Below are 21,991 nucleotides of genomic sequence, written 5' to 3'. Positions count from 1 at the left end.
CGCCTGGTTCTGTGGATCGCCGCCGGCGTTGCCGTGTTCTGCGCCCTCGAGCTCGCAGCAGGAACGCTCGAGCTCCTTGCTGCGGCGTTCGGCCGCGCGATTCCTGCAGTGAACGACGCCCCTTACCGCGCCCCCACGGTCAGCGAGTTCTGGTCGAGGCGATGGAACCTGGTCATGACGCGCATCCTGCAGGAGCGATGCTTCAAACCTCTGGTGCGCTGGAATGTGGGTCTTGCGTGGTTTTCCTGTTTCGTCCTCAGCGCGGCCATTCACGCGTACGCGATGGGTGCAGCTCTGGGAACCGTCCCGGCGATCTCGTGGGGCGCGTTCTTTCTCATTCAGCCAGTGGTCATCATCGTGGAACGTCGACTCGGTGTGCGGCGTTGGGCATGGTACGCAGGGCGCCTCTGGACCATGGCGATGCTATTGCTCACCCTGCCGCTGTTCGCCGAGCCTGTTCTGCGTCTGGCGTTGTCCCGGTGGTAGTCGTCCCACCACGAACCTTCAGTGTCAGGCTTTCGTTCACTCTCTGATCCAGACTGTGCAGCGGATGGTCCGACCCCACCCGCCGCACCGCTCGATCATTCCGAGCTCGAGATCGTTCGCTACGCGCGTGAACCTTTCCGAGTCCGGCGCGTGAGCTGATCCATTTCGTAATGGGTAATGGGGGTCACACCTTCGTTTTTCGATTCATCGCGCATATTTGAGGCTTAAAAGCATTCTACTCCTCGGAGAATTGTCACGAAAGTTTCCCTTCCGAAGGAGAAGAGCGATCACTTCGGGCAACGGTTGGACTGCACCTGAGCGGCTCCTCGTGGATCAGATCAGCGGTCAGATTCGCGCTATGAACTGAATAACGAAGGTGTGACCCTCTCTGACGATGCTATCCTGCGGGGTCTCGGACTCGTGGGAAAAACGGAGTCGGGGAGAAGCGTGGGAAGCATCAGTTTGCGGCTCCGTCCAAGCTTCGGGCCACCAGTGCTCGACTGAACCGAATAACGAAGGTCTGACCCTCTATGTTCTGGCGAGAGGTCGAAGGCGCTGACGAATATCAGATTCTCACAGTCGGGAGAGACCCGCTCGACGGCTCGCCCGTATGGGTCAACTCGATTCGCACGACTGAAAAAGAAGGTCTGACCCTCTATAACCCTTACGATCAAGAGGGCAGGGAACCTCAGGATTTCCATACCGATCGAAGTTCGGTGGATGTAAAATATTTCTTCTGAAAGACCGAAGGAGGATTTGCAATGTCCGCGATCGAGCTGAAGTCCGAAGCGCCGTATGGAGTTTCGTTCTACGATCGTATCTTCTACAGCGGCATGGCCATCATCATGGCGGTCGTCGTGCTGGTGGGCTTCGCCCCCACGTATTATCTCCGGGCCCTCTCCCCCGGAACGGCTGGTGCGACCATCAGCGGAGCCAGCCTCACTCCCCTGATCCACCTGCACGCGGCGCTGTTCAGCGGCTGGGTGTTGCTCTTCGTCGTCCAGACCACCCTGATTGCGAGTCGCAGGGTGAGGGCGCACCGGTTGCTGGGCACCGCGGGCGCGGTAGTCGCCGGGCTCATGGTGGTCGCAGGATTCAGTACCGCGGTCGCAAGCGCGCGAGCGGGCGCGGCCCCTCCCGGCGTGGACCCGCTGGTCTTTCTCGTGATTCCCCTGTTCGACATCGTTCTGTTCGCCGGATTCGTGGGTGCAGCGCTGTGGCTTCGACGGAGGAAAGAGTCGCACAAGCGACTGATGATGCTGGCGTACATCACCATCATCACAGCGGCGGTGGCACGTCTTCCCGGAGTCCTGCCACTCGGACCGCTCGCATTTTACGGTCTGACATTTATTTTCCTTCTGGCGGCCGTTCTCTACGACTTCACCACGCGGCGAAAGGTGCATCCGGTCTACAAGTGGGGCGGAGCACTTCTGGTGTTGTCGGTACCTGGGCGTCTCGCGCTCAGTACGACCGGCGCATGGAGGACGGTCGCGGAGTTTCTGACTAGCTGAGGCTGATAAAGTTAGGGCCACAGCTAGAAAAGTAACTTAACGGGCTTTGCAATTCATTGTGGCGACGGGAGCGCCGGCAAGTCCATCGACTGCGCCGCCCATTCCCAGCCGGCGCGAAAGCCGAAGACGTACATGACGACGCCGGGGTCATCAATTTGGGGGTCACACCTTCGTTTTTCGTTTCCTCGCACATTTTTGGGCTCGAAAGGATTCTACTCCGGATCAGATTCGGGCAACTGAACCGAATTACGGAGGCGTGACCCTGTATCAAGACGGCCATTCTGATCCGCTGCCGCGACAGCCGGTGAGAAAGGAGGGCTAGAATGGGCGGATCCATGATCGGCGAGATCGTCTCGCACTACCGCGTGGTAAGCCAGCTCGGAGTCGGCGGCATGGGAGTGGTCTACGAAGCCGAAGACCAGCGCCTTCACCGCAAAGTCGCACTGAAGTTTCTGGTGGAGGACGCCGGGTACGATGCTGCCGCGACGCAGCGGTTCAAGAGAGAAGCGGAGACTGCGTCAGCTCTGAATCATCCCTACATCTGCACGATTCACGACATCGGTGAGCACGAAGGGCGGCCGTTCCTCGTGATGGAGAAGCTCGAAGGTCAGACGCTGAGGCACCTGATTTCCGGTAAGCCGCTGCCGGTCGAGCGGGTGCTCGTTCTGGGAACTCAGATCGCCGACGCGCTTCATGCTGCGCACTCCGCGGGCATCATCCACCGCGACGTGAAGCCGGCGAACATCTTCGTTACTTCCCGGGGCGACGCGAAGCTTCTCGATTTCGGACTGGCGCGGCTCGAGCCGAAGCCGCATCTGACCTATCGTTCCGCGGATGACTCCACGCAGATCCGGAGGGACGAGATCACCATCCCCGGAACGGCGCTCGGCACGACCGCCTACATGTCGCCCGAACAGGCGCGAGGGGAAGCGGTGGACGCCCGCTCGGACATCTTTTCACTGGGAGCAGTTCTCTACGAGATGGCGACGGGTCAGCGTCCTTTCGAGGGAGCCACTCACGCCTCAATCTTCGACGGAATCCTCAACCACGAGCCGGTTTCCCCTTCCGAGCTGAACCGCGAAGTTCCCCGCGAGCTCGAGCAGACGATTCTGGCCGCCCTCGAGAAGCGGGTGGAGCTGAGAGTCCAGAGTGCGTCCGAGCTGCGCGCTCAGCTTCAGCGACTCCTCCGCGACAGCTCGTCGGGAAGGGCGGCTGCGACCACCCTGCCTGAAAGCAGCCGCAAACCGAGAAGTCGCCGCTGGATTGCCGCTGCCGTGATCCTTCTGCTGGCGGCGGCTGGCACCGGCATGTGGCTCACGTATCGGGACGCCGGACCGACCGAGACCCGGATCGAGTCGGTCGAGGATCTTTACATCCAGGCCCGGTACCTCCGCGGGAAGCATGGCGGAGAGGATCTCCGGACGATCGCTGCATTCGAAGAGGTCGTTCGGCGAAAGCCGGATCACGCCGAAGCATGGGCGGCACTCGCGCATTCTTATACTGAGCGCTTCTTCCGCGTGGAGCCGACGCCTGAATGGGAGCAGAAGGCCTTTTTTGCCGTCCAGAAGGCGCTCGCGATTGATGAGAACCTTGCCGATGCATACGTTGCCAGAGCGCAGCTGATCTGGACCCAGCCTCGCGGATTTCCACACCGGGAGGCGCTCGTCGACTCGCTCCGGGCGATTGCGCTCGACAATCAGTCAGCGCCGGCTCACGGGACGGCCGCCAGGATTCTCGCTCACGTCGGTCTGCTGGACGAAGCCGAGTACGAGATCGAGCTCGCACGCGACCTCGATCCGAGTGATGTCCGGTGGGCCCGTCGACACGCGCTCATCTTGTTCTGGCGAGGAGAGTGCGCAGCAGCCGTAGAAGCGTTCTCTCGAATGCCGGGCCGTGACGCAGCACATGCTCTCGTATGCGCGGGTCGCACCGATCAGGCAGCGCAACTTCTGAATGAGATTGCGGAACAGCCATCCGGCGCCGCTAAGGGCCCGTCGCTGGAGGCGCTGTACGCGCTCCTTGCAGCAAAAAAGGGGGAGCGTCAGAAAGCTCTCGAGCTCGTGGAACGAACCCTGGGCGGCCGGCAGGAAACTCTTGGTCATTTCCATCACACCGAGCACGTGATCGCGTCGGTACACTCGGTGCTCGGCAACGGCGAGGAGGCGGTCGAATGGCTCGACCGAGCCGCTCACGATGGCTTCGCTTCGCTCCCAACCTTCGACAGAGATCCGAACCTTGCCACAGCACGTCAGCATCCGCGGTACGCGTCTCTGGCAAAGAGGCTGGAGCAACAGGCGGAGGCGCTCCGGGAAATCTACCAGCGCCATGGGTCCACCACTGTCTCGAACTGATCGATCCTCGATCAGCAAGGTGTGAGGTCGAGGTGTGTCGGCAGGGCATTCTCGACGCCTTACGAAGTTCCAGAATCAGGCGCGAGGCACACGTCCAAACGGTTTTGCGCGCAACGAAGGTTTCAATACACTTTCATGACATCTTCGGCGGGACTGCGCACTAGAATGACTCCTTAGCCGACATGAGAATCTCTTCGGGCGGTCCTCGGCGCCGCGTGGCGCTCGCATTACTGGTCGCGGGTATTCCGGGCCTTCTGCTTCTGATCCTTGCCTCCCGTATGGTCGATCAGGAGAAGGAACTGGAACGGAACCGGGATCGCGAAGTGCGGGAACGATTCGCCGCGGAGATCGAGCAGCGGATGCTGCATCGGCTCGACCGCGTCCGTCTCGCCCTGTCGTCGGGACAGACTCCCGATCCCGTCCCGGAGCTCATCGCCTTTCGCAACGGATCGATTCTCGAGCTCCCCTGGTCCGCCCCGGAGTCTTACGAGCCGTGGCCCTCCACGCCGGAGGTGCGGTCCGCAATCGCGCGCGGAGAGGCGGAAGAACTGATCGCGGGCCGTCCCGATCGAGCCCTCCGTCACTACCGTCACGGCGTGGAGATCAGCCGGAGCGACTCGGAGGCAGCCTATGCGAAGCTGCTTCTGGCGCGTGCGCTCCACCGCACGGGGAGAGCCGAGGAGGCTCTGATCTCGTATCGGGAGGTCCTGCGGCTGCCTCCATCGGCACGTGACGATCAGCAGATCCCACTCGCACTCTATGCTGCGGAACGTCTGGCGGGACCGGGCACCGGAGACATGGTGCCGTGGCTCGAGCGCCACCTCGATCCATCGATCGAGCTGCCCCCCGCCGCCCTCCACCTCCTCTCGGACATCGCGTCGGCTCTCGGCTCGGCACCCCTCACCGCTATGGTCGAGGCGCGCCTCGAGAGAATCTCTCGCGCGAACCAGTTACAGCACAACCTGCCGGCGGTCCTGCCGCAGCCGGCAGACGGAAACGGGCTGCGGGAGAGCTGGACGGTGTTCGGCGACTGGCTCTGGATCGTCGGTTCCGCCGAGGTAGGTGGAAAGGAAGCGGTGATCACGGTGGCTGCCGAGGATCTGATCGATGCGATGATCGCACGGGACCCGACCCTCAAAGGGATGCACCTCACCCGGGGATGGAACGAGGACGGTGTGGTCGCAAGCACGTCGTTTCCCGGAATCGGCATCGCCCTGCCGCCCGTCCCGGCGGGAGTCGACGAGGCGGCGCGATCGCGCCGGACATTCTTCTTCCTGGCGCTTGGATTCGTCTTTCTGACGAGCCTCACGGCCGCCGGGATGCTTCTGCGCGACGTGCGTCGCGAGGTCGAGACGGCGGAGTTGCGCTCCGAGTTCGTCTCCAGCGTCTCTCACGAGCTGAAGACGCCCCTCTCGGCGATCCGGATGTTCGCCGAGTCTCTCCAGATGGGGCGTCCCGCCACCTCGAAGCAGCGCGACGAATACCTGGAGCTCATCCTCAATGAGAGCGAGCGGTTGAGCCGGCTCCTCGACAACGTGCTGGAGTTCTCGAAGATCGAACGGGGCGACAGACAGTACCGGCTCGAGGCTCGCGACCTGGGCGAGGTCGTGCGCCGTTCGCTGCGAGGGGCCGCATATCCGCTCCAGCAGAAAGGATTCCGTCTCGCTCTGCATGTGGAGGAGGGTCTTCCCCCGGTGAAAGTGGACGAGGATGCGGTGGAACAGGCGCTGCTCAACCTTCTCACCAACGCGATGAAGTACTCGGGCGACTGTCTCGACCTGCAGGTCCGTCTCGAGCGGGAAGGGGACGGCGTCGCATTGCGGGTGATCGATCACGGCATCGGGATTCCGGAGGAGGAGAAAGAAAAGATCTTCGAGAAGTTCTATCGCGCGACCAACAGCGTCGGCGTCACCGGTGCCGGACTCGGTCTTCCGATCGTCGCCCACATCGCCCGGATGCACGGAGGGATGCTCCTGTTGAAAAGCCGTCCCGGTGCCGGCAGCGAGTTCACGATCACGTTCCCGCTGGAGGCCGTCTGATGTCACGCGTCGTCGTGGTCGAGGATGATCCGGCCATCCTGCGAGGCCTGGTCGACAATCTCGAAGGAGAGGGCTACGAGGTGATTGCCGCGGCGGACGGAGTAACAGGGCTCGACGCGATCCGCGAGCATTCACCGGATCTGGTGCTGCTCGATCTGATGCTGCCGAAGCTCAGCGGATACGAGGTGTGTCGCACTCTGCGTGACGAAGGGAGCGCCACGCCGATCATCATGCTGACGGCACGAGGTGAAGAGGGAGACAAGGTCCTCGGCCTCGACCTCGGAGCCGACGATTACGTGACGAAGCCGTTTTCACTCCGGGAACTGCTCGCGCGGGTCCGCGCTCTTCTGCGGCGTCACGCTCCTGCGCATGAACTGCTGGACGTTCTCGAGTTCGATGACATCGAAGTCGATTTCCGGAGTTTCGAGGCCCGGCGCGATGGTGAGCCGCTTCACCTCACGCGGAAAGAGTTCGGACTGCTGCGAGCCATCGCATCACGTCCGGGAGAGGTCGTGTCACGAGAAACCTTGCTCGATGAAGTATGGGGTTACGAGAACTACCCCTCGACGCGGACGGTCGACAACCACGTCGCCTCTCTCCGCTCGAAGCTCGAGGATGACCCGTCGAGTCCGCGGCATCTGCTGACGATCTTCGGGGTCGGCTACAAGTGGGTCGCTGGGGACTCCACACTTTCATGACGACTTTTCGATCGAATGATGACGGAAATTTTGCCGGGATGCGACGAGCGCGGCGACCGGCGATGACAACTCCGATGATGCACTGCCTTAAGTTGGGAGGCATGGCAAAGGAGGATCAGATGGAAAGGTTAGTGCGAGCAGTGGTGGCTGTGTTGGTGATCATGTTCTCGCTGCCGTTGATGGCGGCGGATGCCGACGATCTGTTTCAGCAGGCTCTGGTGGCGGAACGGTCGATGGGGGATCTCCCGAAAGCGATCGCGCTTTATGGACAGGTCGTCGAACAGGCGGGGCGGGACCGATCGCTCGCGGTTCGAGCGCTTCTGAAGATGGGCGCGGCGTACGAGAAGCTGGGGCAGGCGGAGGCAAAGAAGGCGTACGAGAGGATCGTGCGGGAGTACGCCGACCAGTCCTCGGCTGTCGAGGCGGCGAGAGAGCGACTGGCCCGGATGACGCCACCTGACGTGGAGAGGGTGCAGGTCGCCTCGGTACCGGCCGCACGAATGCTGTGGGATGAGATACCGGACGGGGAGGGAGAGGTGTCGGCGGACGGGCGGTACTTTTCCTACATCGCCTGGGAGACTGGCGACATGGCGATCAGGGATCTCGAGAATGGTACGAATCGCCTCCTCACCCACAGTGGCCCATGGGGAGAGAATGACGAATTCGGCGGCCAGTCGAGGTTTTCTCCGGACGGGAAATGGCTGGCGTATACGTGGTACGGAAGTCTCTGCCAGCCACGTTGTCCGGTGGAGCTCCGGCTCGTGTCCACCGAGAAGAACGAAGAACCACGGGTCCTGATCCCGGCCGAAAACCATTTCTATGTCGAGCCCGGCAGGTTTTCCCCCGATGGCAGGCGACTTCTCGTCAGCATCGAGCGGAACGAGAACGTACACGAGCTCGGGATCGTGAACCTGAGCGACTCGAGCATCGATGTTCTCGGACGGTTCGAGAGCCATCCCCATCCGGTGGAGTTCTCGCCCGACGGTCGTTGGGTGCTCTACATGAATGCGCCGGATGGTGGAGCGGCACGCGGAATCTTTCTTCAATCGGTAAAGGGCGGTGATGCGACGCTGCTGGCACCCGGCGGTTTCACCGAATTCGCGGTCGGCTTCTGTCCGAGGGGAGATCACGTGATCTTCAGAAGCCAGAGAAGTGGCGAACGTGCCCTCTGGCAGATCGGGGTGAGGAACGGCAAGCCCGTCGGGGAACCGGTGATCCTGCGCAGCGACTTCGGCGCGGATCATCTGTTCGGGCTGACCGGCGACGATCTCTACTATGGAACGTCGACGGATCTGTACGACGGTTACATCGTGGACCTCGACGATCATGGACGTCCCGTCGGAACGCCGCGACGGGTGACCGAGCGCGTGGGGCAGGACCAATGGCCGGTGTGGAACGGCGACGGGTCGAAGATCGCCTTCGTTTCGCGTCGGTCGAATGCCAGCGGCACGAAGGCCCCACGGTTCGTGATCCGCGATCTCGAAACCGGAGAGGAACGGGAGACAGGGACCGATCTCCGTCTCATTCCGGGCGACCCGATCGCCTGGTCGTCCGACGAGAAGTACTTTGCGGTGGCGGCTCGAAGAGGATCGTCGGACGTTCGCCTTTTCGTGATCGATGCCGAGACGGGAGAATCGCGGCAAGTTGGTGAGACCGAGAGCCGGGGAGCGGCATTCTCGCCGGACGGCACGCTGCTCTATTACCCGCAGCAGGGGGAGACGGGATTCAAGGTCGTTGCGCACGAGATCGGGAGCGCCACCGACAAAGTCATCTACAAGAGCTCGCTGCAGCCGACGACGAGCTTCATCGGACTCTCTCCGGACGGGCGTTACATGGTCGTCAGGGAACAGGAGAACGACTACCGGAAGGAAGATCTGATCACGATCACCGATCTGGAGAGCGGAGAGCGTCGAGTTCTGCTTCGTGAACCCGTCGAGATTGAAGGAAGGAACATCGCGGGTTACGCACGCATGGTGTTCACCCCTGACGGGAAGTATCTGATCTTCGGTCGCTGGGAAAACGGGACGATGAAGAACCGGAACGTTCAGCTCTGGAGAGTTCCTCTCGAAGGCGGTCCCTCCGAGCTGATCGGGCTTTCGATGCCGCGACTGAGGGGCCTCCAGATGCATCCGAATGGAAGGCAAATCGCGTTCACGTCAGGCGCGTCGAAAGGCGAGCTCTGGGTTCTCGAGAATTTTCTGAACGAAGGCGAGCAGAAGACCGCGTCGCGGTAAAGCCGGGCGGGAGGGCGGACGATGGCCGGGAGGCTGACGAACCTCCCGGCCATTTTTGTATTCGGGGAGAGGGGCAATGTCCCTTCTCCCTCTCCGCGAACGAGGCTGTGGCTCCAGAGGAAGGGTGGAGAAGTGTCACGAAAGTTTCAGCTTCTGCATCTGGATCGGCTTCTCGTGGATCACAGTTGAGCTTTGTGAATCGGCCTGATCAAAATCGTCTGCCTGGGGAACCTGGCGAAGAACGAACGGGCTGTTGCCCAAATCGAAAAGCCGAGAGAACCGGTTAAGTTTCCGCGAGCCTCTTCAACCGCGATTCACGAGCTTCCCCGGACACGGTCGACGCCTTCACAACTCGTCATCCTGAGCCGCCGAAGGACGGCGAAGGATCTGGGTGCGGGCTCATGAATGATTCCCCCGGCCCGCCATGACGATGATTCGCGAGCCACCCCCAGATCCGTCGCCGTCCTTCGGCGGCTCCTAATGAAACGACCACGAAATTGTTGGACTTCGACCCACTTGCAGCGCTTCGCCTGGCCTGATGTCCCACCCTGCAAGGTCCCTCGCTTGCCCACCCGACCGCCCGCTCGGGACGACGTCGGTTTGAGTATGGGGTGCGGAGTTTTGCAGGCTCCGGTTTTCATTCCCGCTTCACCGGCGCAACGCGCCGGTCAAATTGCTCAGGATGAGAGGGGGCGGACTTTTCCCCCTCGTCTCTCCCGCGGCGGGCTGGAAGCCTGCGCTACGGGGCGAGGCGCTTGCCGATCGGGTTTCAGGCAACTTTACGGTGGCGTGTTACGGTGCGGCTCAGCAGGAGCTTCGCCCTCCCGGTGGCGGTGCTACATCCTCGCGAGCTTTCGCGATGTCTCCTCTTCTTCACTCTTCAATCTTCACTCTTCACTCTTCTTCCCGTCTACAGCTTGACGAGGCGGACGTCCTCGATCTCGCGGAACGAGCGTAGAAAATCGAGCGTGGCTCGATCGACGTGCGTGTCGACCGTGATGATCGCCATCGCGAGCCCCGATTTCTTCGAGCGCGCGAGGTTGTACTCGGCGATGTTGATCTCGCGGTCTCCGAGGATCGTTCCGACTTTGCCGACGACACCGGGGACGTCGCGGTTGACCAGATAGATGATCCAGCCGGTCGGCTCGAACTCGACGCGGTACTCGTTGATCGCCACCACGCGTGGAATCGTCTCTCCGAACAGCGTCCCCTCGACCCGCATCGCCGTTTCGTTCGAGCGAATGTCCACCGAGACGAGGTTGACGTAATCCTCCGCCTTCTGGTGGATGGTCGTGCTCCACTCGATTCCGCGACGTTTCGCGATCGTTTCGGCGTTGACGAAGTTGACCGTCTCGCTCAGATGCGGCGTGAGCAGACCTCGCAGCGCTGCGACCGTCACGAGCCGGAGCGCCCGCTCCTCGATCCCTCGAATCGAGACATTCACCTCGGTGGGCGGGCCGTCGAGAAGCTGCGAGGCGAGCGAGCCGAGTTGCTCGGAGAGGCGCGCGGTCGCCATCAGCCTCGAATCGATCTCCCCCTCGACGGGAAGGTTGACCGCGGATACGAAGAGCGACCCCCTCAGAGCATCGAGAACCATCTCGGCGGTCGTGGTTCCGACCCGCTCCTGCGCTTCGGCCGTGTTCGCCCCGAGATGCGGGGTCACATAGACGTTCGGCGCCTGAAGCAGCGGGTGATCCGCGGGGGGCGGCTCGTCGGCGAAAACGTCGATCGCCGCACCGGCCACATGTCCGCTCTCGAGCGCTTCCGCGAGAGCATTCTCGTCGTAGATCCCGCCACGCGCGATGTTGAGCACGATCACGCCGGGCCTCATCCGCGCGATCTCCTCCCTCCCGATCATTGCTCGGGTCTCGTCGGTCAGCGGCGTGTGGACCGTGATGATGTCGGACCGCTCGAGCAGCTCCTCGAAGGTCACCATCTCGGCTCCGATCCGTTCGGCGGCGCGCTCCGCGATGTACGGGTCGAAGGCGATCACTTCGGCTCCGAAAGACTTTGCGCGAATCCCCACCCGGCTTCCGATCCTTCCGAAGCCGATGATGCCGAGCGTCTTTTCGTAGAGCTCGCGCCCCATGAATTTCGATCGCTTCCATTCTCCGGCACGCAGCGACCTGTCCGCTTCCGGGATGTTCCGCAGCAGCGACAGCATCATCGCCATCGTGTGCTCGGTGGCCGAGATGATGTTGGCAGTCGGCGTGTTGATCACGAGCACGCCTCGTGCGGTCGCAGCGTCGACGTCGACGTTGTCGAGGCCGACACCGGCGCGCGCGAGCACCCGGAGCTCGACCGCGGCATCCAGGAGCTCGGCCGTGACGGGAGTTCCGCTCCTCGTGATCATCGCGTCCGTTTCGGCCACGGCAGCCAGAAGCTCGTCGCCGGTGATCCCCGGCTCATAGCGCACCTCGGCGTCTTCGGCGGTCCGAAGAATCTCGAGCCCCTGATCGGCGAGGGTGTCCGTGACGAGAATCCGGAATCCGCTCAACCGACCACCTCCCGCAATACCTGCAGCATCTCGTCGAGATCCTCGGCAGGGCAATCGCCCATATGCCCGATCCGGAAAGTCGGCTCCTTCAGTTTTCCGTAGCCCGAGCCCAGCGTGTATCCACGTTCTTTCATTGCCTTCACGACTTCGTTTCCTTTCATCTCGAATGCTTCGAGGCAGCTGACGGTCCACGACGCCGCCTGGAGCGAGCTGATCGGCCGGGCGAACGAGGTGACCGTGGCGAGCGTGTGATCGCGCATCGCTCGGTGACGTGCCCAGCGTTTCGTGAGCCCCTCGTCGAGGATCTCGTCGAGCTGCAGATCGAGCGCGTAGATCAGCGGCAGCGCCGGCGTCCAGGGAGTGCTTCCGCTCGCCAGACCGCGCTCGAACTCGAGAAAGTCGAAGTAGGTTCCGCGGTACTGCTTCTTCCGCGCACACTCCATCGCCCGTTCGGAGACCGCGACGACGGCGAGGCCCGGCGGAAGACCGAGCGCCTTCTGGCTGCTGGCGACACAGACGTCGAGATCCCACTCGTCGAAGCGCAGCTCCGCGCCACCGAGCGAGGAGACCGCGTCGACGAGAATGAGCGTGTCGGCGGATTCGGCCCGAACGACCCGGGCAAGCTCGGCGAGAGGATTCATCACGCCGGTCGAGGTTTCGTTGTGTGTGATCGTGACTGCATCGAAGTGGTGGCGTCGTCCACGAAAGCGGTCGGTCAGGTCGCCGGGTTTGACCGCCCTCCCCCATTCGTAGTCGAGATGATCGACCTCGACGCCGATGTGCTCGGCGATCTCCTTCCACCGCTCCGAGAACGCCCCGCACGTCGTCGTGAGCACGGCGCGACCAACCGTGTTCAGAAGAGCTCCCTCGAGAAGCCCCGTGCCGCTCGAGGCGGCGACGAAAACGTGCTGTTTCGTCCCGAAGAGCACACGAAGCTTTTCGGTGACGCCAACGAAGAGAGAGGTGAACGCCGAGCTCCGATGGCCGACCATCGGACGGACCATCGCCTGCAGGATCTCCGGTCTCACCCAGACCGGCCCGGGGATGAAGTATCGGCATTTCTCGGTCACTGCTCCTCCTCGAAGAGAACCGGCGTCAGCGCCGTCGCGTCGGGATCCTCGATCCAGACGTTCGCCTCTTCTCTCACCCGCTCCCGTATCGCGACACCACCGAATCCGATGAAGCAGTCGACCCAGGGCTTCGCCTCGAGGTCGGTGTACCCGTCTCCGACGAACGCCATCGCCCCCTTGTTCCTCACGCGGATGTCGCGGCAGACCGTTCCTTTTCCACCGGCGCGAGCCGTCGGCGCGGTCTCGTCCCAGCCCTCATAGGAGCCGTCCCGCCCAAACCGGAGGGCCACGGCGTGCACGGCTCGGCGTTGCACGCCCAGCCTTTCCGCCAGCGGTGCGACTGCCTGCTCGATTCCTCCCGTGACGAGGTGAATGTCGACTCCCGCCGCATGGAGGAAGCCGAAGAGATCGTCCACGCCCGGAACGATCGACTGGAGATAGCGATCCGCGAGCGCGTGAACGGCCGCCTGATCGGGGCGAATGATATCGAGCCGCCGGCCGTACACTTCCTCCATCGGAATCATCCCCTGCATCGCCAGCTCCGTCATTTTCACGACCTCGGCGTGACCCTCCGCGAGGACGTCGATCCCCTCGATTTCGACGATCGTCGAATCGACGTCGAAGCAGACGATACTGAATCGCGGCTTCATGCCGCGGATTTCTCTCCGAAAACGATGCCGACCAGATCATCGAAGCGCTCGAGCATGTAGTCGGAGCCGCAGGAGAGGAGAACGTCGGAAGCGACCGAGCCCGTCGGGATCGCCGCGACGTGGAGACCCGCTGCACTCGCGGCTTCGATGTCGACCGGCATGTCTCCGACGAAGAGACTGCGGGCGGCATCGGCGCCGGTGCGGTCGACGGCGGCCATGACGTGCCGGGGATCCGGCTTTCGACATCCTGCCAGGTCGGGTCCTACGACGTGCTCGAAATAGCCACCCAGGCCGAGCGCGTCGACGATCTTTCGAGAGAAGCCGGTCGGCTTGTTCGTGCAGACCGCCATCGCCACCCCGCCGCTCGAGAGGGCGAGCAGCGTCGACTCGACGCCATCCAGCGTGCGCGACTTTTCGCAGCAGACCTGATCGTACCGTGCGATGAAAACATCCAGAACGTCGCTCGTCGGGCGTCGTCCCATGCATCGTTCGAGAAGCGCCTCGATTCCGTCGCCGACCCTCGTCACGACCTCCGCTTTCGATACCGGGCGATGATCGGCACTTCGGAGCGCTTCGTTGACGGCGTCGTGCAGCGCTTCCCACGAGTCGATGAGCGTTCCGTCGAGATCGAAGATCACCGCATCGTAGCGGCGGCTCAAGACCTCACCTCGAAAAATCGGAGTATCGATTCGAGATCGTCCGAAGAGAGGCGGGAGAGCCTGGACTGCGAAGCTCTCGCATCGACGACGCCGTCGACTTCGCCGGCGCGGTCGTCCGCTTTCATCGTCTCGACCCGCAATCGCGGCCAGCGGTCATCGTCTCGTGCTCCCTCGACGATCACGACGTCCGCGTCGATCTCGAAAGGGTCGGGTTTCGCCGTTCGATGGCCCGTTTCGGCCGTCGCGACGAACTTCACGGCTTCGTCCCCGGAGATCAGCCAGGCGGTCGTGGCACCGGCATCGAGTGCGCGGGCCGTGTCGCCGCGATGCCGGTCGTCATTGAGAGGGTGATGCGTGTGCTTGACGAAGGCGACCCGTACACCCCCGGCCGCGAGCTTTTCGATCAGCCGGCAGGCGAGCTCCGTCTTGCCCGAGCCGGATGCCCCGACCAGGCCGAGAATCCGCGGCGGTCCGTCCGGAAGAGCTCGAACTGCCGCCGTCACTGATCGTCTTCCTCCCGTTTCCTTTTCGCCCAACCTTCGATGTTTCGTTGTCCGGCGCGTGAGAGCGCCAGCGAATCGGGCGGTACGTCCTTCGTGATCGTCGAGCCGGCGCCGACATAGGAGTTCTGTCCGATCCTGACCGGCGCGACCAGCTGGGAGTCCGAGCCGATGAACGCACCGTCTTCGATGATCGTCTTGTGTTTGCTCTTTCCGTCGTAGTTGCAGGTGATCGTTCCGGCGCCGATGTTGACTCCTTCCCCGACTTCAGCGTCACCGATATAGGAGAGGTGAGAGGCTTTCGCTCCCTTTCCGAAGATCGCCTTCTTGGTCTCGACGAAATTGCCGATCTTCACGGACTCGGCAACGACCGTTCCGGGCCGGAGATGAGCGTATGGCCCAATCGTCGCGTCGGCCTCGATTGTGGCTTCGGAAGCGACCGTTCCGGCCTTGAGGGTCACGCGGTCGCCGAGGACGCAACTCTCGAGATGACTGCCCGGGCCGATCGTGCACTGCCGTCCGATCGTTGTGGCCCCTTCGAGACAGACGCCGTTATAGATGATCGTATCGGGACCGATCCGGACGGGATGGTCGATGATGACCGACTCCGGGTCGCGGAAAGTGACTCCGGCCACCATCAGCTCGGCGATTTTCCTCCGGCGAAGCTCCCGCTCGACCCGCCAGAGATCCTCGCGGGAGTTCACTCCGAGAGCCTCGATCGGATCGTCGACGACCACAGCGGCGGCGCCGCCCGGTTGCTCGGCGGCCATGGCGACCACGTCAGGGAGGTAGTACTCCCCCTGCGCGTTGTCGGACGAAGTACGGTGAAGCGCATCGAAAAGGAACTCCCCATCGAAGACGTAAATCCCGGCATTGACCTCGTCGATCGCGAGAGTCCCGGCATCGGCATCCTTCGCTTCGACGATTTTCGAGATACCGCCATCCGGGTTTCGAACGATTCGCCCGTACATAGCGGGATCATCGAGTTTCATGGTGAGCACCGTGGCGAGCGCACCCTCTCGCTCATGAGCTTCGAGCAGCGCATGGAGAGTTTCCGGTCTGGTCAGCGGGACGTCCCCGGAGAGAACGAGGATCGAGGTGCCCTCGAGCTCACGTTCCCTGAGAAGCGATTCGGCCTGGAGCACGGCGTGGCCGGTGCCGAGCTGCTGGTCCTGAACTGCGTAAACGGCCCGATTGCCGCAGCGCCCCTGAACCTTGTCGCGCTGATGCCCGACGACCACGATCGGATCGGTTTCGGAGACCTGGTGAGCGAGATCGAGGACGTAGTCAATGATCGGACATCCCGCCGCCTCGTGAAGTACTTTGATGAGATCGCTCTTCATCCTGGTGCCGAGACCGGCAGCGAGGATGAGGACTTCGGTTCGGGGCATTTCGTCTCCTGACTCCCGTCGCAGTGCGACCGTCAGCGTTCTCGACGGAGTTTCTGAAGCCTTCGCCCGTACCGTTCGTAGAGTCTGAACACGGTGTCGGCGAGGGCGCCTGGATCGTGTCTCAGATAGTTACCTTCTGCAATGATATCGCCAAAGAAAGGTGTGACCCCGAGCGCTCGGATCGCATCCGGATCACATTCGACGGGGAACTGCCTCCTCCGCTTGTAAGCCTCCAGAAAGCGTGTCGTCGGGCGAAGACCGTTGACGATCATCGCTTCGGCGACCAGCCCCGCATGGTCGAACAGCGCCCGCAGATGGTCCTCGGCGTCGTAGCCATCCGTTTCTCCCGGTTGTGTCATGACGTTGCAGATGTAGATCTTCAGCCCTCGGGCGTTCCGGACTGCCTCCCCCAGCTCGGGAATGACGAGATTCGGGATCACAGAGGTGTAGAGCGATCCCGGGCCGATCACGATGACATCGGCTTTTCCGATTGCGTCGAGAGCCTCCGGCAGAGGCGCCGGCGAAGCAGGCTCGAGCTCGAGACGTACGATCCGCGCATGCTCCGGAGGAACCTCTTCCGCCAGCCAGTCCCCTCCGATCGCGGTCTCTCCGACCAGCACGGTTCCATCGGCGCAGAGCGCCCGCACCCGAACGTCCTCCAGCGCCGCCGGGTAAATCGTTCCTCGTATCGCCAGAACCTCGGAGACTTCCCGCACCGCCTCGAGAAAACTTCCACGCAGGTCGGTCAGCGCCGTCAGAAGAAGGTTCCCGAGCGAATGTCCCGTCAGGGTCGATTCCGAGCCGAACCGGTAGCTGAACAACTGCGAGAGGATCTTTTCCTCTTCGGCCAGCGCGACGATGCAGTTCCTGATGTCACCCGGGGGGAGCATCGAGAACTCGCGGCGAAGAACGCCCGAGCTCCCTCCTTCGTCGGTGACCGTGACGATTGCCGCCAGATCGGAGATCGACCACGGCCCCTCGGAGTGGACAAAATGCTTGAGTCCGCGCAGAAGCGTGGCCAGGCCGGTTCCGCCGCCTATGGCGACGAGTCTGATGGTGGAACGGGGCATCTCAGGACTGCTTCTTCTTGAGATCCGTCAGCACGAGCTTTGCCACGGCCTTGAGCGTATCGAATACGCCGACTCCATTCGGGGCCACGGCTTCGAAGGACGGCTCGCCCTTGTAATTCAACTGCTTGTACATCTCTTCCACGGGTATGGCGGTAGGAAGATCCCGCTTGTTCATCTGAAGCGCGTACGGGATCGTCTTGAGGTCGTACCCCTGTTCATTCAGGTTCTGTTCGAGGTTCTGCAGCGACTCGATGTTCGCGTCCATCCGGGCTTCCTGAGAATCTGCGACGAAGATCACTCCGTCGACGCCTTTGAGGATGAGCTTTCGCGAGGCATCGTAAAAAACCTGACCGGGCACCGTGTAGAGATGAAAGCGCGTCTTGAAGCCACGAACGGTTCCGAGATCGAGCGGGAGAAAGTCGAAGAACAGCGTCCGGTCGGTCTCGGTGGCGAGCGAGATCAGCTTCCCTTTCGCCTGAGGGTTGGTCTTGTCGTAGATCCACTGGAGGTTAGTCGTCTTCCCGCATAGACCGGGACCGTAGTAGACGATCTTGCAGTTGATCTCTCTGGCAGCAAGGTTGATGAATGTCACGACAGTTCTTCCCGAGGCTTCCTATTCACTGAACAAGCTGTCGATGTCTTCATCGGTGATCTCGGCAAACGGGGAGTCGAAGTGTGCAGCGGCGGGTCCTTCCCTCTCGGCTTTTTCGACGAGCACTTCGAAAACACGCTCCAGCTCCTGCGATCCTTTTTTGACTCTGAGCCGGACCAGACCGAGCGACGAGCGTTCATCGAAGATGACCACGAGGATGACGCGTCTGGCGACGAGCGAGATGTGAATGTTGTCCCGCTCGCCCTCGTGGAACAGGATCGAGAATTCCTTCTCGCCGATCAGCTTGGCCAGACCGTCGGTGGCGGCGACGTTGCCGGCGGTCAGCGAAGCGAGCGAGGTGGCGTCGACTCCCGCCATGTCGCCGGACGAAGCGATCTGCTGACCGTTCTTGTCGACAAGAAAGGTGAACTTGGCGTTGGAGTCACTCCGCAGACGTTCGAGAATCTCCCGAATCTGCTGGTACTCCTCCTCGTACATGACCAGATCAGGAGGGCTCATCTATTTACGGGTCCCACGAATTGCGGTCAACTTATAACACATGGACGCGGTCGGAGGACACCAGCTCACATCTCCCTCCGGCCCGACAGCGCACGCGACATCGTCACGTGATCCGCGTACTCGAGATCGCCGCCGACCGGAAGGCCGAACGCGAGCCGCGTCACCTTCACCTCCGCCGCGCGGAGCTCCGCTGCGAGATGATGGGCGGTCGCCTCCCCCTCGACGTTCGGGTTGGTCGCCACGATCACCTCCCGGACCTCTCCGTCCCGGACCCGCGAGACGACACCGGCCACGTCGATGTCCCCCGGACCGATCCCCTTCAGTGGAGAGAGCGCCCCGAGCAGCACGTGATACAGGCCATGGAACTCGGAGGCCGCCTCGATCGATGCGATGTCCCAGGCCTCTTCCACGACGCAGAGTATCGTCTGATCCCTTCGCGCATCCGTGCAGTAGCTGCACGGATCGACATCCGTCAGATTGTTGCACCGACTGCAGCGGACGATCTTCTCCCGCACTTCGAGAATCGCGTGCGCGAGCGCCTCGGCGTCGGCTCTCGGCTTCCTGAGAATGCTGTAGGCGAGCCGCTGCGCGCTGCGGGATCCGATGCCGGGGAGGCGGCTCAACTCGTTGATGAGATTGGCCAGTGGAGGCGCGGCCATGAATCAGAACATACCCGGCAAACCGAGGCTCCCGGCGAGACCACCCATTTCGCCTTCGACCGCTTCCTCGACCTTTCGACCGGCATCGTTGATCGCTGCAACGATGAGATCCTGCAGCATTTCGACGTCATCCGGATCGACGGCTTCCTTTTCGATCTTCAGCGAAAGCAGCTCGCGGTGCCCCGAAAGCTCGACCGTCACCATCCCGCCTCCGGCGGTTCCCTCGACCCTGATCTCCCCGAGCTTCTCCTGCATCTGCTGCTGCATCTGCTGCGCCTGCTTCATCATCTTCTTGATATTCACCTTCGACTCCTTCTTTCACTCTCTGACGACTTCGCCACCGAGATGCCGTGCGAATGCCTTGAGCACCGGATCGTCGTCCGGAGCAGCCCGATCCGCCTCCGCCTTCTTCTCGATCTGTTCCCTGCTCCCGATCACGATCTTCATCGGCCGCCCGAAAACTTCCGCAGCGACCCGGGTCAGCACTTCGCTCGTGTCATCGGCGGCAAGCGTTTCGCGGGCGATCTCATTCTGTTCATCGAAGAGGAGCTCGATCGTATCTTCGTCCACTCGGGATGACGCGGCCATACCGAGGTACTGCCCGGCGAGCCTCTTCTCTTCCGAGACCTTCGCGATGAAGGTCTGCAGCGACGGTCCCGTAGCGCGGGTCGCCTTGCTGCCCGGACGAGCCGCTGTTACCGCCGCATCCGCTTTCGCCGGACGTTCCCGCCGCGGCTGCGGCGCGGGCGAGCCGGACACCGCTTCCTCGATCTCGCGCAGCCGCGGGAGCATCGCTGCCTTGAGAAGGCTCAGCTCGACCACGAGCCGTTGCTGCTCCGAGCGCGTCACGAGCTCGTCGTCCCGGATCAGCACGTTCATCAACCTCAGGATCTCGCTCGAGTCGAAACGGCTCGAGAGATCCCGCAACGAGGCCGTCTCCGAATCCTCCTCCGGGCCGGAAGGAGCGCCGACACTCACGAGAAGCAGCGTGCGGAGAAAGCCGAGCAGGTCCCGGTACAGCAGCTTGAAGTCCCGTCCTGCCTCGGCGGCTTCGTCCATCTGCTCGACGATCGCCGGCATGTCGCCACGGTCGATCGAGTCGAGCAGCCGCCCGAAGAAGCCCTGATCCGACAGACCGAGGGCCTGCGCGACTTCCGGTGCGGAAAGTGACGATCCGCTGAATGCGATCGCCTGATCGAGGAGAGAGATCGCATCCCGGACGCTGCCGTCACCTCTCCTGGCGAGGATGGCGAGCGCTTCATCCTCGACTTCGATCCCTTCCGTCCGGCAGATGTCCGCCAGACGCTGATGCAGCTCTTCACGCGAGATCCGGCGAAATGTGAACTTCTGCACGCGGGAGGTGATCGTCTGCGGAACTTTCTGGAGCTCGGTCGTCGCAAGAACGAAAATGACGTGCGGCGGGGGCTCTTCGATCAGCTTGAGCAGCGCGTTCCACGCCGCCGTCGAGAGCATGTGTGCCTCATCGATGATGAAAATCCGGTAGCGGTCGCGGGCCGGCTGGAACTGCGAGACCTCCCGGAGATCCCGGATGCTTTCGACCTGTGTATACGTGGCAGCGTCGATCTCCCGTACGTCGAGGTCGATCCCCTCGGTGATCTCGCGGCAGGCAACGCACTCGTTGCAGGGGGTGGCGGTCGGGCCCTTCCGACAGTTCAGCGCCTTGGCGAAGATGCGCGCCGCGCTGGTTTTTCCCACTCCTCGCACTCCGGAAAAGAGGTAGGCCTGATGAATCCGGTCTCCTTCGATCGAGTTGCGGAGCGTCTGGACGACCGATTCCTGCCCGAGGATGTCCTCGAAGGTTTGTGGTCGGTATTTTCGGGCGAGCGCCTGGTAGCTCATCGTGTTGTTGGATCCGCTGATCTTCGTTCGAAAGAGCCCGGGTTAGCCTGCGGCACGCGGGTTGGCTGCCTTATCGCTGCTTCCTTCCGGACCTGACGAGGTTCGGCGCTCCCGCTGCACAGGGCCCGGACTCATTCCAGCGAAGATCGGAATGGCGGAGAGAGTGGGATTCGAACCCACGGTAGGGGGTTACCCTACACACGCTTTCCAAGCGTGCTCCTTAAGCCACTCGGACATCTCTCCGCACTTCAAAGATCCAATGAAAAAACTGGCGGAGAGAGAGGGATTCGAACCCTCGGTACGGGGGTTTCCCGCACAACGGTTTTCGAGACCGCCGCATTCAACCACTCTGCCATCTCTCCGCAACCGTCAGTCAGCCGTCAACGGAACCGAGGCCCGTTCAATTCTCGGAGGCTCTTCCGGAGTCTCTGAGCTTCCTGAAGAATTCGGTCAAAATCGCGCCGCAGCGCTCCGCCTCGACACCCCCCAGAAGCTCCACGCGATGATTCAAACGAGGGTCCTGAACGAGGTTGCCGAGCGACCCGCAGAAGCCCGCTTTCGGATCCGATGCCCCGAAAACCAGCCTGCGGATCCGCGCGTTGACGATCGCTCCTGCGCACATGGCGCACGGCTCCAGCGTGACGTACATCGTCGAGCCGTCGAGCCTCCAGTCTCCGACGCGTCGCGAAGCCTCATGAATGGCGATCAGCTCCGCGTGCGCCAGAGGATCTCCGTCGGCCTCGCGCCGGTTGCGCCCCCGGCCGATCACCTCCCCCGAAGCGTCGACGATGATCGCACCGACGGGTGCCTCGCCGGCAGCAGCCGCCTCGAGCGCGAGATCCAGGGCCTGCTCCAGCCATCGGACATCTCGAGGGTCCTGGGCCAGGGGGGGTTCAGCTTTCAATGAGTTTGCCGCCTCTCAGGGAAGTTGGTGCACCCTCCAGGACTCGAACCTGGAACCTCCTGATCCGTAGTCAGGTGCTCTATCCATTAAGCTAAGGGTGCCCTGGCGCAGCGACACTTAACCCGTCAGCCGCAAGTCGGAATTCCCCTGGAAGAAAAGCCTGCGCGGTCCCACGGTTGGCCAGGGAAGGGTCGGGTGTTCAGGCAGTGACCAACCGTAGGTGCCGCGCAAGATTGAAGTCGAAACGTCGGTGGAAGGAGACCTTCAGGCTGGTCGACGGACACCCCGGCTGCTCCTCTTC

The 21,991-nt window shown here is 62.5% G+C and carries 19 protein-coding genes, 3 tRNA genes and 1 other RNA gene; 6 read left to right on the top strand and 17 right to left on the bottom strand.

Translation table 11 applies throughout. From position 1 onward, the window contains the following. The 6 genes from KY459_04485 to KY459_04460 form a co-directional block, all read left to right on the top strand. Positions 1-486, top strand: a 486-nt coding sequence (locus KY459_04485; GenBank protein ID MBW3563960.1) for a membrane bound O-acyl transferase family-domain-containing protein, incomplete at its 5' end; no start/stop codon positions are given. Between the two features lie 761 nt (positions 487-1,247). Beyond that, positions 1,248-1,997, top strand: a complete 750-nt coding sequence (locus KY459_04480) for a hypothetical protein (GenBank protein MBW3563959.1) — start codon at positions 1,248-1,250, stop codon at positions 1,995-1,997. A gap of 323 nt (positions 1,998-2,320) precedes the next feature. Further along, positions 2,321-4,348 (top strand): protein kinase, encoded by a 2,028-nt coding sequence (locus KY459_04475; GenBank protein ID MBW3563958.1) that lies wholly within the window; start codon positions 2,321-2,323, stop codon positions 4,346-4,348. Positions 4,349-4,530: 182 nt separating this feature from the next. Continuing rightward, positions 4,531-6,387 carry a hypothetical protein gene (locus KY459_04470; GenBank protein ID MBW3563957.1) on the top strand — a complete coding sequence of 619 codons (1,857 nt, stop codon included), beginning with the start codon at positions 4,531-4,533 and terminating at the stop codon, positions 6,385-6,387. Beyond that, positions 6,387-7,085 (top strand): response regulator transcription factor, encoded by a 699-nt coding sequence (locus KY459_04465; GenBank protein ID MBW3563956.1) that lies wholly within the window; start codon positions 6,387-6,389, stop codon positions 7,083-7,085. The genes KY459_04470 and KY459_04465 overlap by 1 nt, the downstream gene beginning before the upstream one ends. 119 nt (positions 7,086-7,204) lie before the next feature. Next, positions 7,205-9,319, top strand: coding sequence for a tetratricopeptide repeat protein (locus KY459_04460; protein ID MBW3563955.1), 2,115 nt, complete (start codon positions 7,205-7,207; stop codon positions 9,317-9,319). A gap of 910 nt (positions 9,320-10,229) precedes the next feature. On the opposite strand, the gene serA is transcribed toward KY459_04460, so the two are convergent. The 17 genes from serA to KY459_04375 all read right to left on the bottom strand — a co-directional run bounded on the left by serA (position 10,230) and on the right by KY459_04375 (position 21,791). Beyond that, positions 10,230-11,816, bottom strand: a complete 1,587-nt coding sequence (gene serA, locus KY459_04455; protein MBW3563954.1) for a phosphoglycerate dehydrogenase — start codon at positions 11,814-11,816, stop codon at positions 10,230-10,232. After that, on the bottom strand, positions 11,813-12,886 hold the full coding sequence (locus tag KY459_04450; protein ID MBW3563953.1) for an alanine--glyoxylate aminotransferase family protein: 1,074 nt from the start codon (positions 12,884-12,886) through the stop codon (positions 11,813-11,815). Before KY459_04450 ends, serA begins: the two co-directional genes overlap by 4 nt. After that, the gene (locus KY459_04445; protein ID MBW3563952.1) at positions 12,883-13,536 is read right to left on the bottom strand and encodes an HAD-IB family phosphatase; all 654 of its coding nucleotides are present in this window, start codon (positions 13,534-13,536) and stop codon (positions 12,883-12,885) included. The genes KY459_04450 and KY459_04445 overlap by 4 nt, the downstream gene beginning before the upstream one ends. Then, a complete protein-coding gene (locus tag KY459_04440; GenBank protein ID MBW3563951.1) occupies positions 13,533-14,195 on the bottom strand; it encodes an HAD-IA family hydrolase in 663 nt (220 codons plus the stop codon). Before KY459_04440 ends, KY459_04445 begins: the two co-directional genes overlap by 4 nt. Then, a complete protein-coding gene (locus KY459_04435; protein MBW3563950.1) occupies positions 14,192-14,698 on the bottom strand; it encodes a molybdopterin-guanine dinucleotide biosynthesis protein MobB in 507 nt (168 codons plus the stop codon). Before KY459_04435 ends, KY459_04440 begins: the two co-directional genes overlap by 4 nt. Next, complete coding sequence (gene glmU, locus KY459_04430) at positions 14,695-16,086, bottom strand: bifunctional UDP-N-acetylglucosamine diphosphorylase/glucosamine-1-phosphate N-acetyltransferase GlmU (protein MBW3563949.1); 1,392 nt, start codon at positions 16,084-16,086, stop codon at positions 14,695-14,697. Before glmU ends, KY459_04435 begins: the two co-directional genes overlap by 4 nt. Positions 16,087-16,118: 32 nt before the next feature. Beyond that, on the bottom strand, positions 16,119-17,156 hold the full coding sequence (locus KY459_04425) for a YvcK family protein (GenBank protein ID MBW3563948.1): 1,038 nt from the start codon (positions 17,154-17,156) through the stop codon (positions 16,119-16,121). Between the two features lies 1 nt (position 17,157). Continuing rightward, positions 17,158-17,748 carry a GTPase domain-containing protein gene (locus tag KY459_04420; protein ID MBW3563947.1) on the bottom strand — a complete coding sequence of 197 codons (591 nt, stop codon included), beginning with the start codon at positions 17,746-17,748 and terminating at the stop codon, positions 17,158-17,160. Positions 17,749-17,769: 21 nt separating this feature from the next. Further along, positions 17,770-18,267 carry a roadblock/LC7 domain-containing protein gene (locus KY459_04415; protein MBW3563946.1) on the bottom strand — a complete coding sequence of 166 codons (498 nt, stop codon included), beginning with the start codon at positions 18,265-18,267 and terminating at the stop codon, positions 17,770-17,772. A 65-nt stretch (positions 18,268-18,332) separates the two neighbouring features. After that, positions 18,333-18,926: a recombination mediator RecR gene (recR, locus tag KY459_04410; GenBank protein MBW3563945.1), complete on the bottom strand. Its 594-nt coding sequence runs from the start codon at positions 18,924-18,926 to the stop codon at positions 18,333-18,335. A gap of 3 nt (positions 18,927-18,929) precedes the next feature. Then, complete coding sequence (locus tag KY459_04405; protein ID MBW3563944.1) at positions 18,930-19,214, bottom strand: YbaB/EbfC family nucleoid-associated protein; 285 nt, start codon at positions 19,212-19,214, stop codon at positions 18,930-18,932. Between the two features lie 30 nt (positions 19,215-19,244). Further along, a complete protein-coding gene (dnaX, locus tag KY459_04400) occupies positions 19,245-20,786 on the bottom strand; it encodes a DNA polymerase III subunit gamma/tau (protein ID MBW3563943.1) in 1,542 nt (513 codons plus the stop codon). Positions 20,787-20,818: 32 nt separating this feature from the next. Beyond that, positions 20,819-20,917, bottom strand: an RNA gene (gene ffs / locus KY459_04395) — signal recognition particle sRNA small type. A 21-nt stretch (positions 20,918-20,938) separates the two neighbouring features. Then, a tRNA-Ser gene (locus tag KY459_04390) sits at positions 20,939-21,029 on the bottom strand. A 26-nt stretch (positions 21,030-21,055) separates the two neighbouring features. Further along, a tRNA-Ser gene (locus tag KY459_04385) sits at positions 21,056-21,148 on the bottom strand. Positions 21,149-21,186: 38 nt separating this feature from the next. Continuing rightward, positions 21,187-21,672, bottom strand: coding sequence for a tRNA adenosine(34) deaminase TadA (tadA, locus tag KY459_04380; GenBank protein ID MBW3563942.1), 486 nt, complete (start codon positions 21,670-21,672; stop codon positions 21,187-21,189). 43 nt (positions 21,673-21,715) lie between these two features. Beyond that, positions 21,716-21,791, bottom strand: a tRNA-Arg gene (locus KY459_04375). Positions 21,792-21,991: the final 200 nt, after the last annotated feature.

This window comes from Acidobacteriota bacterium, assembly GCA_019347945.1.
In the GTDB taxonomy this organism is placed as follows: domain Bacteria; phylum Acidobacteriota; class Thermoanaerobaculia; order Gp7-AA8; family JAHWKK01; genus JAHWKK01.
This window is presented reverse-complemented; position numbering and strand designations above follow the sequence as displayed.